General features: G+C 33.2%; 9 protein-coding genes and 1 other annotated feature. Of the genes, 6 read left to right on the forward strand and 3 right to left on the reverse strand.

All coding sequences use genetic code 11. The annotated features are described in order from the left end of the window. Positions 1-120: 120 nt before the first annotated feature. Positions 121-1,122: a proline dehydrogenase family protein gene (locus tag KA828_RS00635; RefSeq protein WP_210125201.1), complete on the reverse strand. Its 1,002-nt coding sequence runs from the start codon at positions 1,120-1,122 to the stop codon at positions 121-123. 224 nt (positions 1,123-1,346) lie between these two features. Here KA828_RS00635 and KA828_RS00640 point away from each other — a divergent pair, with 224 nt between their 5' ends. Further along, positions 1,347-2,174, forward strand: a complete 828-nt coding sequence (locus KA828_RS00640) for an alpha/beta fold hydrolase (protein ID WP_210125202.1) — start codon at positions 1,347-1,349, stop codon at positions 2,172-2,174. A gap of 356 nt (positions 2,175-2,530) precedes the next feature. Beyond that, positions 2,531-2,932: a transcriptional regulator, SarA/Rot family gene (locus tag KA828_RS00645; RefSeq protein ID WP_193839196.1), complete on the forward strand. Its 402-nt coding sequence runs from the start codon at positions 2,531-2,533 to the stop codon at positions 2,930-2,932. Positions 2,933-3,071: 139 nt separating this feature from the next. Here the strand turns inward: KA828_RS00645 and mnmM are convergent, their stop codons facing one another. Continuing rightward, complete coding sequence (gene mnmM, locus KA828_RS00650) at positions 3,072-3,632, reverse strand: tRNA 5-(aminomethyl)-2-thiouridylate-methyltransferase MnmM (protein WP_193839197.1); 561 nt, start codon at positions 3,630-3,632, stop codon at positions 3,072-3,074. Next, entirely contained in the window at positions 3,629-4,588 is a 960-nt protein-coding gene (gene mnmL / locus KA828_RS00655) for a tRNA modification radical SAM protein MnmL/YtqA (protein ID WP_210125203.1), read from the reverse strand. The genes mnmM and mnmL overlap by 4 nt, the downstream gene beginning before the upstream one ends. A 109-nt stretch (positions 4,589-4,697) precedes the next feature. On the opposite strand from mnmL, the gene KA828_RS00660 reads away from it, so the two are divergent. The 4 genes from KA828_RS00660 (at position 4,698) to KA828_RS00675 (ending at position 15,598) form a co-directional block, all read left to right on the forward strand. Beyond that, on the forward strand, positions 4,698-5,888 hold the full coding sequence (locus KA828_RS00660; RefSeq protein ID WP_075109295.1) for an MDR family MFS transporter: 1,191 nt from the start codon (positions 4,698-4,700) through the stop codon (positions 5,886-5,888). A 68-nt stretch (positions 5,889-5,956) separates the two neighbouring features. Continuing rightward, positions 5,957-6,139: a binding site (T-box leader), on the forward strand. 47 nt (positions 6,140-6,186) lie between these two features. Further along, a complete protein-coding gene (gene leuS, locus KA828_RS00665; protein ID WP_075109294.1) occupies positions 6,187-8,601 on the forward strand; it encodes a leucine--tRNA ligase in 2,415 nt (804 codons plus the stop codon). A 21-nt stretch (positions 8,602-8,622) separates the two neighbouring features. Continuing rightward, complete coding sequence (locus KA828_RS00670) at positions 8,623-8,934, forward strand: rhodanese-like domain-containing protein (RefSeq protein WP_075109293.1); 312 nt, start codon at positions 8,623-8,625, stop codon at positions 8,932-8,934. 226 nt (positions 8,935-9,160) lie between these two features. After that, complete coding sequence (locus KA828_RS00675) at positions 9,161-15,598, forward strand: SasC/FmtB family protein (protein WP_210125204.1); 6,438 nt, start codon at positions 9,161-9,163, stop codon at positions 15,596-15,598. Positions 15,599-15,621: the final 23 nt, after the last annotated feature.

Here is a 15,621-nt window from a genome sequence, read left to right on the forward strand (position 1 = left end):
TTGGGGCCCCGCCCGCAAGGGTGACTAGAGCTGAGAAAAGCTTGATTTAAGCGCCTTCTCAGTTCAGTCAGCTACTGCGAATTTGCAAAATAGCTTCATTATATTATTTTTGTCCCGGACTTATTGTTTTATAAGTTTAGTTACACCTGAAATTATAAAGGCTGCTCCAAGTCCTAAACTAGTGAAAAGGCCAATTTTCTTCAATGTTTTAGTTGAGACGAACTCTTGATATGCTAGTGCTAAATTTTGTGGACGCTCAGCTAATCTACGCATGAAATAACCAAACCAGTCATTACCATAGGGTACATAAATAGTGAAATGGTATCCTTGTCGTGCAATTTCTTCAGCTAATTCGCTACGGAATCCATATAACATTTGAAATTCGAATTGATCCTTATCGATATTATGTAATTTAACAAATTGTTTAACATGGTTAATTATTTGATCATCATGTGTAGCGATAGAAGTGAAATTTTTAGCATTTAAAAGTCGTTTTTCGATGATTTTTATGTAATTTTCATCAATTTCTTCTTTAGTTTGATAAGCGATTTGTTGATCCTCTTTGTAAGCACCTTTGACTAATCTTAAGCGTAAATTAGGATATTTATCAATTAAATCAACTGCATCATAAAGATAAGCTTGTATTACAGTACCAACGTTTCTGAATTCCCCTTTAAGACGATCTAGTACTTCAACGATTTGTTGTAAACTGTCATATTTTTCAGTGTCAATGTTAATGTGCATATTATTGAATTCATTAGCTTTAAGTAATATGTCTCTTAAATTGTTATAGGCTAATTCTGTATCAAATTCACCACCCAGTGAACTTAATTTTACTGACATATGGGCATCAACATTATAATCTTTAATGGCTTGCATAACTTCTAAAATTTCATTTTTTGATTGATTTGCTTCTTCAACCGTTCCAACAAATTCGCCTAGATTATCTACTGTAACAGCAATATTTGAATCGTTGAGTCTCTCGATTGTATCAATGAGTTGTTCGATTGTATTGCCAGCTACAACTTTGTTAGCACCCATTTTCGGACCTACTTTTTTGGCAGTTTCATTTAAATAAGTGCTATTTGATAATGCAATAAAAAAATTTTTGAAAAGTGACATATCCCATTCCTCCAAATTACATTAAACTAATAATTTAATATTAGTTTAGCATGAATATTACATAGTAGAAAGCGTTTTCAATTATCTGAATACTATAAAAAAGAGTATAATTACATTGTTGGACAATATTTATAATGAGATTGTGTCTCAGATTTACACCAGACTTAACAGATAATCTGATATAATACATTTATTGAAATATAAGTTAGAGAGGAATCATACATATGTGGAAATGGGAAACTGAACATGATGCTAAAGGTGTCGTTGTTATAGTGCATAATATCTTAGAGCATACTGGTAGATATGCTTATGTTATTACGATGTTAAGACGTAATGGTTATCACGTAATCATGGGTGATTTACCTGGCCAAGGTCAAACTTCTAGAGCGAGTAAAGGGCAACTCGAGCATTTTGATATTTACCATGAAACGCTGTTGGAATGGGTTAGAATCGCAAATGAATATAAAATTCCTACATTCGTTATGGGCGTCGGGCTAGGTGGATTGATATTATTAAATGTACTTGAAAAAACAGAATTGCCTATCGAGGGTATGTTACTCCTTTCTCCATTGTTAGAATTTAAAAGAAACAATAAAACGCGCAAAGATATGCTTATCTCTAATATTGGTAAAGGTTCTAAGGATGCACGCTTTAACTTGGGTATAGAATCTGAAGATTTAACACGAAATGATGAAGTAATCGATGAAACAAATCAAGATGGTTTAATGTTAAGAAAGGTAACTTATAAATGGTATAACATTGTTCTAGAAACAATGAAAGATACAGTACAACATTTGAAAGACATCCAATCAATGCCAACCTTACTCATGTATGGCACAGAAGATAAACTATTAGAATTGCGTTCTTTAGAAGAATTGAAAAATAAACTTAGCACGAATGAATTTTATTATAAAGTTTGGCAAGGGCTCTATCACGAGATTCATAATGAACCTGAACGTGATCAAGTGATGCGCTATGTTTTAACATTTTTAAATAATAGTGTGAATACAATGGGCTTTATTGTTAATGAAGAAGAAATTGAAGAAGTATAATATATTTGGCTAACCAATGATTTAATTTGTTGGTTAGCTTTTTTTAAACACCCAATTAAATATAATGCAATTGTTTGGTTTACTCAGTTAATTTAGTAATAGTAAGTTAATAACTTTTAAAGATAAGTGGAAATATAATATAATGTAAATAGTATATCATTAATAATTTAATTATATATTTGTCTATTAGAGTTTAAAATTTAAAGTATTTTAACATTTGCTTTAATGTAAGTTAATTTTTGGGAGTTATTATAAATTGTTTAATTACAATAGTGATAATTGGGTAAATATATAGTGACAGATAATTTAATCATTTTAAAATCAGAATGTGTACAATCGGTTAGGGAGGGAGCAGCATGAGTAATCAAGCAGGAGAGAATGTTTCAATGATATTACAGCTTGAAGAAGTCTGTAAGGAAATCAATTCAATTTTTAAAGTAATATATGAAACTTATGATTTAACTAAAGAAGAGGTTTTAATTTTACTTACTTTATGGGATAAAGGTCCTATGACGCTGAAAGAAATGGATAGTTACGTTAATATTAAGTCTTATAAACGTACCCGTACATATAATAAATTGGTTCACTCTGAATGGATTTTTAAAGAACGTCCTTTGGATGATGAACGTACTGTAATTATACATTTTAATGAAGCTAAACAAGAACAGAAAAATGAACTGTTAGATTTCATTACCGCAACTATAAAAAAACGATATGAAATATTAGAAAACAGTTTAAATTTATTAATGCGTGTTTAATTTATAAAATTTAAGTTTGGTGACGTATCGACTTATAATATAAGCGTGTTATATAAAAAATCCACTCCGTAAGTAATATTTTGGAGTGGATTTTCTGTATTCTTATTAAGAATGTTAGGTTTCTTGTTGGATGTTAAAGCTAACGTTTTTCAATGGCACAAATGAAGGGTGCATGATTCACTTGATTCATAAATTGATATTTAAGAATATGTGCTTTATTTTGATCGAATGCTTCTAAAAATGTTAATAAAGCGTCTCTCTCAATTTGACCTTCAGGGTGGCCGTGATAGATAACTAATACGATAATGCCTTCAACGCTTAAATAATCAAAGATGTGATTAATCGCGTTGATAGTAGTTTCTGGTTTCGTAACGATAGATTTATCTCCTTTAGGTAAATACCCAAGATTGAAGATGGCGGCATCAATATGACCTTTATAGTTAGAATCGATATGATGTTGCACATTCTCGTGGCCATCTTGAATGAGCGTTACATTATCGTATGTTTTTACCTTTTCATAAGTAGATTGAATAGCAGATGCTTGGATGTCAAATCCGTATACGTGACCCTCTGGAACTTGTTGCGCAAGGAATTTCGTGTCATTACCATTGCCACAAGTTGCATCAATGACGATGCTATGCGAATTAATGTGTTCAGTTATTAACGTTTTTGAAAAGGGGAGAATACGTTCTAATTTCATAATTTAACCTTTTTTTCAGTTTGATAATATTTACCTTGATATGATTCGCGTCTTGCTAATTCATTATCAATTTCATTTAAAACTTCCCATTTATTAACACTCCACATTGGACCAACCATTAAGTCGATAGGACCATCTCCAGTAATTCGATGTATAATCATTTCTGGAGGTAAAATCTCGAGTTGATCACAAACTAGATTGGTATAATCTTCTTGAGACATAAATTCAAGCATTCCTTTTTCATACTGTTTAACCATTGGCGTACCTTTTAATAAATGAAGTAAATGGATTTTAATACCTTGAACATCCATTTGTGCTACTTCACGAGCTGTTTCCATCATCATTTGATAGTCTTCTCCTGGTAATCCATTGATGATATGTGTACAAACATTAATATTGTGTTTTCTTAACTTTGCCACACCTTCATAATAAGTTTGCATATCATGTGCACGGTTAATCAAATCAGATGTTTCTTGATGGACAGTCTGTAAACCTAATTCTACCCATAAATAAGTACGTTCATTAAGCTCTGCTAAATAGTCTACAACGTCATCTGGTAAGCAGTCTGGTCGTGTTGCTATAGACAAACCAACAACGCCTTCTTCTTTAAGGACAGGCTCATATTTCTCTTTTAATACTTCTACTGGTGCATGCGTATTAGTGAAGGCTTGGAAATAAGCAATATATTTACCCTCACTCCATTTTTCGTGCATTCTATCTTTAATCTGTTGGAATTGAACTTCAATTGGATCAGCTCTATTACCGGCAAAGTCGCCACTTCCTGCTGCTGAACAAAATGTACAACCACCATGTGCAACTGTGCCATCACGGTTAGGACAATCAAATCCACCGTCCAACGCCACTTTAAAAATCTTTTGCCCAAATCTATTTTTTAAATGGTAATTCCATGTATGATATCGTTTATTTTCAAAGGCATACGGGAAATAGTTACCCATAACACATTTTCCTTTCTATCTAACTTAGTTCTAAGTAAAGATTTTAACATACTTTAATGTTATAGTGTTTAATGTGGTTCAACAAAAATATAAAGAGGGGACTAATAGTATGAATATACCTAGATCAGTATGGTGGCTAGTTATAGGTATGGCACTGAATATAACTGGCTCTAGCTTTTTATGGCCTTTAAACACAATTTATATGAAAGAAGAGCTGGGTAAGAGCCTGACAATTGCTGCGATTGTTCTAATGGTTAATTCATTTGGAATGGTAGTCGGAAATTTATTAGGGGGTTCATTATTCGATAAATTAGGCGGCTATCGAACAATTATGATTGGTACTGTTACTTGTTTAATAAGTACGACACTCTTGAACTTTTTCCATGGATGGCCATGGTATGCAGTTTGGTTAGTACTGTTAGGCTTTGGTGGAGGTATGATAGTTCCCGCAATATATGCAATGGCAGGTGCCGTTTGGCCTAATGGGGGAAGAACAACATTTAATGCTATCTACTTAGCTCAAAACATTGGTGTAGCAACGGGCGCAGCAATGGGTGGTTTCGTAGCTGAATTAAGTTTTAATTATATCTTCTTAGCTAACTTAATCATGTACGTCTTATTTGCAATTGTTGCAATAACGCAGTTCAATCTTGAGTATCATGCTAAATTACGAACACCCGACAGTATAGATATTCATAGTAAAGAAAATAAAAAACGGTTTATTGCACTATTATTATTATGTGTCATGTTTGCTATTTGTTGGATTGCTTATATTCAATGGGAAACAACAATTGCATCATTCACGCAAGAATTAAATATTTCAATGTCTCAATATAGCGTATTATGGACAGTGAATGGTATTATGATTTTAGTTGCGCAACCGTTAATAAGACCAGCGATTATTTTATTAAAAGGAAACTTAAAACATCAAATGTTTGTTGGAATTTTAATCTTTATGTTGTCATTCTTTGTTACTAGTTTTGCAGAACAATTTACTGTATTTCTAATCGGAATGATTATTTTAACGTTTGGTGAAATGTTTGTATGGCCTGCTGTTCCAACAATCGCTAACTATTTAGCACCAGAAGGTAAACAAGGTCAATATCAAGGTGTTGTCAATTCAGCATCAACTGTTGGTAAGGCATTTGGTCCGTTGATTGGTGGATTATTAGTAGATACGTTTAACATGAGTGCAATGTTTATCGGTATCATGCTTTTATTAATCATTGGAATTATTTTCCTTTCAATCTTTGATAAGGGTCTGCCTAAAAGAGAACAATCAAAACGTTCAGGACAGTAACTATATTTAAGTGCAAGTTGAAATAAATTAATAACTACTACTTGCAATTACTGCTTGAATCTCATAATATTAAAATGTATTGGAGTAGTAGCTTAAATACTTTTCATCAGAGAGCTAGTGGTGGTGAGAACTAGTGTTAAGAATTAAGTGAACTTACCGTTAAATAATTAAATTTAAAACATCTCTTACTATTATAAAGTGCACATAATATGTGAATTAGGGTGGTACCGCGGCTATTCGTCGTCCCTATCATAAATAATAGTTAGAGATGTTTTTTTATTTATAGGAGGAAATAGATTTGGGATATAATCATAAGGAAATTGAGAAAAAGTGGCAAAACTATTGGGCAGACAACAAGACTTTTAAAACAAGTGATAACTTAGGTCAAAAGAAATTTTATGCGTTAGATATGTTCCCGTATCCATCAGGAGCAGGTTTACATGTCGGACACCCTGAAGGTTATACAGCTACGGATATTGTTTCTAGATATAAACGTATGCAAGGTTATAACGTTCTTCATCCAATGGGATGGGATGCGTTTGGTTTACCGGCAGAGCAATATGCTTTAGATACTGGTAATGACCCTAGAGAATTTACACAACAAAATATTCAAACGTTTAAACGTCAAATTCAAGAATTAGGATTTAGTTATGATTGGGATAGAGAAGTTAATACGACAGATCCTGAGTATTATAAATGGACGCAATGGATTTTCATTCAACTTTACAATAAAGGATTAGCCTATGTTGATGAAGTAGCCGTTAACTGGTGTCCAGCATTAGGTACTGTATTATCTAATGAAGAAGTAGTAGACGGTGTATCTGAACGTGGAGGACATCCTGTTTATAGACGTCCAATGAAACAATGGGTATTAAAAATTACGGAATATGCTGATCGTTTATTAGAAGACTTAGACGAACTGGATTGGCCTGAATCTATTAAAGATATGCAACGTAATTGGATTGGCCGATCTGAAGGTGCAAGCGTATCTTTTAAAGTAGATAACAGTGATGAAAGTATTGATGTGTTTACTACAAGACCGGACACAATTTATGGTACGACTTTCCTAGTATTAAGTCCTGAACACGCTTTAGTAAATAAAATTACATCTGCCGATAAACTTGAAACGGTTAAACAATATCAAGAAGAAGCTTCAAAGAAATCCGATTTAGAACGTACAGATTTAGCTAAAGATAAATCAGGTGTGTTTACGGGTGCTTACGCTATCAATCCGTTATCAGGTGAGACATTACCAATTTGGATTGCAGATTATGTACTATCTAGTTATGGCACAGGCGCAGTCATGGCTGTACCTGCGCATGATGAACGTGATTATGAATTTGCGTCTAAATTTAATTTACCAATTAACGAAGTGATTGCTGGTGGAGATATTCAAAAAGAAGCATACACAGGTGTTGGTGAACATATTAATTCAGGTGAATTAAATGGCTTAGATAATGAAGCGGCGATTTCTAAAGCAATTGAATTATTAGTCGCTAAAGGTGCAGGCGAAAAGAAAGTAAACTACAAACTAAGAGATTGGCTATTTAGTAGACAACGTTATTGGGGTGAACCTATTCCAGTTATACACTGGGAAGACGGCACTATGACTACAGTACCTGAAGATGAATTACCTTTATTACTTCCAGAAACAGATGAAATTAAACCTTCAGGAACTGGAGAATCTCCATTAGCTAATATTGATGAATTCGTAAATGTCGTTGATGAGAAAACTGGCATGAAAGGTCGTCGTGAAACGAATACAATGCCACAATGGGCAGGAAGCTGTTGGTATTATTTAAGATATATCGATCCTCATAATAGTAAGATGTTAGCTGATCCAGAAAAATTAAAACACTGGTTGCCAGTTGATTTATACATTGGTGGAGTTGAACACGCAGTACTACACTTATTATATGCAAGATTTTGGCATAAAGTTTTATTTGACTTAGGTGTGGTTCCAACTAAAGAACCTTTCCAAAAATTATATAATCAAGGTATGATTCTTGGTGAAGGTAATGAGAAAATGAGTAAGTCAAAAGGCAACGTAGTTAACCCAGATGATATTGTAAATTCTCATGGTGCTGATACATTACGTTTATATGAAATGTTTATGGGACCATTAGATGCTGCGATTGCATGGAGTGAAAATGGACTTGACGGTTCTAGACGTTTCTTAGATCGTGTATGGCGATTATTCATTAATGAAGATGGTTCATTAACAGATAAAGTAGTTGAAAACAATGATACTAAATTAGATAAAGTATTTAACCAAACTGTTAAAAAGGTAACAGAAGATTTTAATTCATTGAACTTTAACACAGCTATTAGCCAATTGATGGTATTTATTAACGAGTGCTATAAATCAGAAGCTATTTATAAACCATATGCAGAAGGTTTCATTAAAATGTTAGCACCAATTGCGCCTCATATTGGTGAAGAATTATGGAACAGAATGGGTAATGATGATACGATTACTTACCAACCTTGGCCAACTTATGATGAATCATTATTAGTTGATGCAGAAGTAGAAATTGTTGTCCAAGTTAACGGTAAAGTTAGAGCCAAAATGAATATTCCTAAAGACACGTCTAAAGATGAGATGGAAGCATTAGCATTACAAGACCAAAATGTTAAACTATCTATAGAGGGTAAAGACATTAAAAAAGTGATTGCTGTGCCTCAAAAATTAGTGAATATTGTTGCTAAATAATAATTAAAAGGAGTTTTAATAATGGAATCTATTACAGTAGATCAATTAAAAGAGAAAGTATTAGAATCTAATCCAGTTAACATTGTAGATGTTAGAACTGACGAAGAAACTGCAATGGGAGTTATACCTGGGGCTAAAACAATTCCAATGGATCAAATTCCTGATAACCTAAATTATTTTAATGACAAAGACACATACTATATTATCTGTGCAGCTGGAATGCGTAGTGCTAAGGTAGTTAAATACTTAGAAGACCATGATATTCATGCTATTAATGTAGAAGGTGGTATGAACGAATGGGGCACTGAAGGTACAGAAATAAATAGTATTTAATCATGCATAAGCGACTGACAAATTCAAATGTCAGTCGCTTTTTTAATTTTTAAGAGGAATAAATTATATTTTATAAAATATTTATCATAATAATTTAAAATACACTAGCGTACAACAATTAATAATGATAGAATTATTTCGGAAGTGGTCGCATAGTGATAAAACTATGAAATGACTTAAACATTAAATAACAGGCAGCAAGATTAGACTTCAAGGAGGATATTTAATGAATCTATTTAAAAAACAAAAATTTAGTCTACGTAAATTTACTGTAGGTACGTTTTCAACGGTAATTGCTACTTTAGCATTTATTACTCATACAGGGCATGCTGCAGAACTCGATAAACATGAACAGACTGCGCAACACGTACCAACTGATTCTAACACTACAGGAGATTTAGCTCATGTAGCATCAACAGCGAATAATTCACAAACTTCAGCTGAAGTTAACAAATCAGTAGATCAAAAAAATGAAAGTCAAACAAGTAATACACAAAGTGGTACTGATGTTACTACTGCAAACAATCAATCTTCTACACAAAGTGTTGCTTCAACGAAAGAAGCAAATAATGAGACTTCAACTTCAAATAATGTTGATAATAATCAACCAACTTTAAGCAAAGCATCGGACTCGAAAGATAAAGCTTCAGAAAATCATCATAAGCGCGTAAAAAGAGATGTAACAGATAGAGCTACGAATTTAAATGAATCAAGCGATCCAATGGCAATTAATGAAACAAATTCAGGACAAGTGATCAATGGTAATTTCACCGATACTAGTGCAGGTGCTGAAATACCTACTGTAGCTACTGAATCAGCAATGGATGCTGCAAGCACAATTCCTGGTTGGAAAGTTGTTAATAGTCAACAAACTCAAATTCCACTCATCTGGGGACCTAAAGCATTACCTTCATATACGTATATTACATTTGATAAAACAGAAAATAAAATCGGTGCTGTGTTATCTAAATATAGTGATAACTTATCTGCCGGTGTAGCTGACAATAGCGTTGGGCCCATTTATCAAGATATCGATGTGACACCTGGATCTGAATTACAATTTCATTTTTTAGGTACTTCTATAAACAATATTTCAGGGTTTAACAGTGCACGTTTGTATGTTTATGATGGCAATAATCCTTCAAAATTATTATATAAAGGTACGCCTAAAACGAGTAATCAAAAATTTGGTATTTTTAAAGGTGTATTTAATGTACCTGACGATATTTCAAAAATTAGAATTCAATTTGAATCAGCAGAAAACCAGAGTCATGATTCATACAGTGGTCATCGTTTATTAAAAGGGGCAAACAACTTTGGTGGCGGTGTAGTAGCTGATGTTAGTGTTAATACAGGTGCATATTTAAAAACAAGTGCAACTGAAACAGAATATCAAGCAAATTCTACCTCAGAAAATTCACCTAATGTGAATGCAAAATTAACATTTAGTATTGAGAATAAAGGACACTCAAGCTCTAATAAAACACAATACAAAGTTACGTTACCTGAAGATGTGTCATTTGTTTCTGCAGAAAACGCAACTGGTACATTTGATGAAGATTCAAGAGAACTTACGCTTGATATTGATCCTATTCAAGCTGGAACAACTACAGACGTATCATATACATTATCATTGCCAACTTCAGTACCAATTAAAAAAGATTTCAATGGTAATCTAACGTATTATACTGAAGGAATAAATATGAATCGTAGAAATGGCTCAAAAGATTTTTCTACTCAAGGAGACACAAACTATCTAAAATATGGTGGTTCTAACGAGTTTGTTTTATCTGAGAGTGATCAAAGACAAGGTACTACAGCTGTACCGACACAATCAGTTACTGTAAATATGTACAAAGATGCACTTAATAATAAAGTGACTGAAATTGAATCGGAATTAGGGAGAGCTAGTCAAAGCGATTACAATGATGAAGCTTGGAATAATTTACAAACTGCACTTACAAACGCTAAAGTAGTAGGATCTGAAACTGATTCAACACCTATTACAGATAGAAAAAGTCAAGAAGAAATTAACAACTTACTTTTAGCATTAGAAAAAGCTAAAGCCAAATTTGATATTGATAAAGTTGCAAAGGCAAGAGAAAGTTTTATCAATAGTAACACCCAAGCTACTACAGAAGAAAAGCAAACAGCAGTGAATAAAGTGCGTGCGAGATATAAAGAGAAATCAAAAGAAATTGACAAATTAAATAATAACGACGCTATTCCTACTCTAAAAGAGGGTGGTATATCACAAATTAATAGCATTAACGTCGTTGCTACTAAAAAAGTAGAAGCAAAAAAAGCAATAGAAGCAGAATTAACCAATCGCAAAGTATATATCGATAGTCATTTTGATGCAACAGAAGAAGAAAAGAACGTTGCAATGGCTAAGGCAACAGAAGAAGCGAATAAAGCCAAAGCCTTAGTCGATCAAGCTACGTCTAATTCTGAAGTAGATGAAGCAAAAACAAATGGTATAGCTACTATCGATACGGTTGAAGTAGATGTTATTAAAAAAGCAAATGCTAGAAGAGCTATTCAAGAAGCAGCAGAAGCAAAAAAAGCGTTAATTAATCAAAATAATGAAGCAACCAAAGAAGAAAAAGATGCGGCTAATCAAAAAGTAGACGATGAAGTTAGAAAATCGAATAGACTTATTGACCAAGTAACTACTAATGATGGTGTAGATGAAGCGCAAAATAATAGTACTAATGTAATCAACACTATCCAACCAGAAATAGCGAAAAAACCAGCTGCTAAACAAGATATTAATACTGCAGTTTCGAACCAAAAAGCTTTAGTTAACCAAAATAGCGAGGCGACTCAAGAAGAAAAAGATGTCGCATTAGCTAAAATTGATGAAGAGGCGAAAAAAGCAATAGCCGCGATTGATGCAGCCACTACTAACGCTGAAGTGGATGAAGCAACATCTAGTAGTCAAAATACGATATCTGGTATTGTGCCTGAAATAGTAAAAAAAGCAGCAGCAAGACAAGCCATAGATGATGCTGCAAATGCTAAAAAAGAAGCAATTAATCAAACTCCTGATGCAACAGAAGAAGAAAAACAAGCAGCTATTGCAAAAGTAGATGCAGCTGTTACTGCGTCTAAAGCAGCTATTAATCAGGCAACGACTAATAATACTGTCGATCAAGCAAAAGATAACGGTAATACTGTTATTGCAAGCATTCAACCGGAAGTAAGTAAAAAAGCAGCAGCTCGTAAAGCCATAGATGATGAAGTTGTAGCGAAGAAAGCTGAAATTGACACTGTCAATGATGCAACAGAAGAGGAAAAACAAGCAGCAAAAGATAAAGTTGATGTTGAAGCTGAGAAAGCAAAAGCTGCAATTAACCAAGCAGTAACGAATAGTGATGTTGATGGTGCTCAAACGTCAGGAGTCAATACAATTTCTGCCATTCAACCAGATATCGTGAAAAAAGCAACTGCTAAACAAGCGATAGATGATGCAGCTAATGCTAAAAAATTAGAAATTGATAATAATAGTGAAGCTACTACAGAAGAAAAAGAGGCGGCAAAAGCCAAAGTTGATAACGAAGTTACCAAAGCAAAACATGCTATAGACCAAGCAACGACTAATGCAGATGTCGATCAAGCAAAAGATAATGGTAATAATGCAATCACTGCCATACAGCCTGACATTGTGAAAAAAGCAACAGCTCGTAAAGCGATAGATGATGCAGCTATTACGAAAAAAGCATTAATTGATCAAGAAAATACAACTACTCAAGAAGAAAAAGAGGCAGCAAAAGCCAAAGTTGATGCAGAAGTACAAAAAGCAAAACAAGCGATCACAGATGCAAGCTCTAACAGTGACGTTGATCAAGTACAAAATAGTGAAACAAATACTATTTCAAATATACAAGCAGAGGCAATAAAAAAAGCAGAAGCAAAACAAGCGATAGATGATGCTGTTACTGCTAAGAAAAACGAAATTGATCAGCACCCAACCGCTACAACGGAAGAAAAAGAAGCAGCTAAAGTCAAAGTAGATGAAGAAGCAACAAAAGCAAAAGCAGCAATTGATCAAGCAACTACAAACGATACAGTGACTCAAGCAAAGGATGAAGGTACAAATACTATTCATAATATTCAACCAGAGTCTATTGAAAAAATAAGAGCGAAACAAGCCATCGATGAAGCTGTGACGAATAAAAAAGCATTAATTGATCAAGATGATACAACTACAACAGAAGAAAAAGATGCTACTAAACAAAAAGTCGATAGTGAAGCTTCTAAAGCAAAACAAGCGATTGATCGTTCAACTACAAACGATGCAGTTCATACAGAGAGAGATCATGGAATTACAGCTATCAATAATATCCAACCAGAAGCTATTAAAAAAGCAGAAGCAAAACAAGCCATTGATGTATTAGTTACTGCTAAAAAGCAAGAAATAGATAATAATAATGATGCAACTCAAGAAGAAAAAGATGCGGCTAAATCTAGAGTAGATGAAGAAGCAACAAAGGCAAAAGCAGCAATCGATAAGTCAACATCCAATGATGATGTCGATCAAGCAAAAACATCTGGTGTTAATACAATTACATCAATTCAACCGGAAGTAATTAAAAAAGTAGAAGCAAAACAAGCCATTGATGTATTAGTTACTGCTAAAAAGCAAGAAATAGATAATAATAATGATGCAACAACGGAAGAAAAAGAAGCAGCAAAATCTAAAGTAGATGAAGAAGCAACAAAAGCAAAAGCAGCAATTGATCAAGCAACAACAAATAACAGTGTTGATCAAGCAAAAACATCTGGTGTTAATATTATTGAATCAATTCAACCAGAAGTTATTAAGAAATCAGAAGCAAAACAAGCGATTGATGAACAAGCTAAAGTTAAAAAATCAAAGCTGGAAGAAGATTCAACAACTACTAAAGAAGAAAAGGACGCGGCTAAAGCAAAAGTAGATGAAGAAGCAACAAAAGCAAAAACAGCAATTGATAATTCAACTACTAATAACGAAGTAGACCAAGCTAAAACGACAGGCGTAACAGCAATAACTAATATTCAAGCAGAAGCTATCAAAAAAGCAGAAGCAAAACAAGCGATAGATGATGAAGTTGTAACTAAAAAAGCACAAATTGATACAGTTGCTAATGCAACACAAGATGAAAAAGAAGCAGCAAAATCTAGAGTAGATGAAGAAGCAACAAAAGCTAAAGCAGCAATTGACAACGCAATAACAAATAACGATGTCGATCAAGCAAAAACATCTGGTGTTAATATTATTGAATCAATTCAACCAGAAGTAATTAAGAAGGCGGAAGCTAAGAAAGCGATTGATGATGAAGTTGTTGCTAAGAAAAAAGCCATTGATGACAACTTTAATGCTACTAAAGAAGAGAAAGATGTAGCAAAAAATAAAGCTGATGAAGAAGGTGCAAAAGCTAAGCAAGCAATAGACCAAGCTAACACAAATGATGAAGTAGACCAAGCTAAAAATAATGGTCATACTAAAATAGCACCGATTGAACCAGAAACAATTAAGAAAGCAGAAGCTAAGCAAGCCATCGATGAAGTTGCTAAAGCAAAAAGAACTCAAATTGACGAAACACCTAATGCAACTAAAGAAGAAAAAGACGCTGCACACAAAAAAGTTGATGAAGAAGTTACAAAAGCTAAAACAATAATTGATCATGCTATAACAAACAATGATGTCGACCAAGCTAATGGTAATGGCACAAATACAATAAATAGTGTAACTGTTGAAGTGATCAAAAAAGATCAAGCAAAAAAAGCCATCGATGATTTAGTTAAAGTGAAAAAAGCAGAAATTGATAAGGTTAATGATGCTACAAAAGAAGAGAAGGAAGCTGCGAAAACGAAAGTTGATGAAGAAGCTACGAAGGCTAAAAGTAACATCGATAATGGAATAACAAACCATGATGTTGATGAAGCTAAAACGTTAAGTAGTAAAGTTATCAAATCAATTCAACCTGACACAATGAAAAAATCTCAAGCTAAAAAAGATTTAGATTCTATTGCTAAGACTAAAAAGTCAGAAATTGACAAAAATCATCAAGCAACTCATGAAGAGAAAGAAGTTTCTAAATCAGAAGTAGACAATATTATTAAAAAGGCTAAAAAAGCTATTGATCACGCTGCAACTAATAATGATGTTGATAAAGTGCACGCTAAATTTAAAAATGAAATTTCTAAAGTTCAAGTAATTGCTAAGAAAAAACAAGCTGCTAAGGATAAAATTAAAACAATTGCACAACAGCAAAAAGAAAAAATTAACCATCAAAATGGATTAACGGATGAACAAAAACAAAAAGCAATGCATTTGATTAATGAAATTACTAGAAAAGCATTGTTAAAAATAGATAATGATAGTTCAAACCGAGATGTCGATAGCACAACTAAAAAAGCCATTGAAGATATTCTTAAAGTTGCGCCAATGCCTTCAAAACAAGGTCAAAAATTAGATAATGCCAATGGATATTATCCTAAGTTAGGATTTGATAATGGTAATAATGATTTTAACCACTTAACTTTAGGTAAAGCTAATAAACAATTACCAAATACTGGTGGAAATCACAGAAGTGAATTACCATTAATAGAATTAACTTTAATTAGTGGATTCTTCTTAATCTTAACATCACGTAAAAGAAAAGAAGATAAAAACTAAATAATATAAGAACAAGCCTCACA

The sequence above is a fragment of the Staphylococcus sp. GDY8P85P genome, from assembly GCF_017892405.1.
GTDB lineage: Bacteria > Bacillota > Bacilli > Staphylococcales > Staphylococcaceae > Staphylococcus > Staphylococcus borealis.

What these genes read in the sequence shown, in the direction of transcription:
- KA828_RS00635 (WP_210125201.1), bottom strand. Translation starts at nt 1,122, where the DNA reads ATGTCACTTTTCAAAAATTTTTTTATTGCATTATCAAATAGCACTTAT.
- KA828_RS00640 (WP_210125202.1), top strand. Translation starts at nt 1,347, where the DNA reads ATGTGGAAATGGGAAACTGAACATGATGCTAAAGGTGTCGTTGTTATA.
- KA828_RS00645 (WP_193839196.1), top strand. Translation starts at nt 2,531, where the DNA reads ATGAGTAATCAAGCAGGAGAGAATGTTTCAATGATATTACAGCTTGAA.
- mnmM (WP_193839197.1), bottom strand. Translation starts at nt 3,632, where the DNA reads ATGAAATTAGAACGTATTCTCCCCTTTTCAAAAACGTTAATAACTGAA.
- mnmL (WP_210125203.1), bottom strand. Translation starts at nt 4,588, where the DNA reads ATGGGTAACTATTTCCCGTATGCCTTTGAAAATAAACGATATCATACA.
- KA828_RS00660 (WP_075109295.1), top strand. Translation starts at nt 4,698, where the DNA reads ATGAATATACCTAGATCAGTATGGTGGCTAGTTATAGGTATGGCACTG.
- KA828_RS00670 (WP_075109293.1), top strand. Translation starts at nt 8,623, where the DNA reads ATGGAATCTATTACAGTAGATCAATTAAAAGAGAAAGTATTAGAATCT.
- KA828_RS00675 (WP_210125204.1), top strand. Translation starts at nt 9,161, where the DNA reads ATGAATCTATTTAAAAAACAAAAATTTAGTCTACGTAAATTTACTGTA.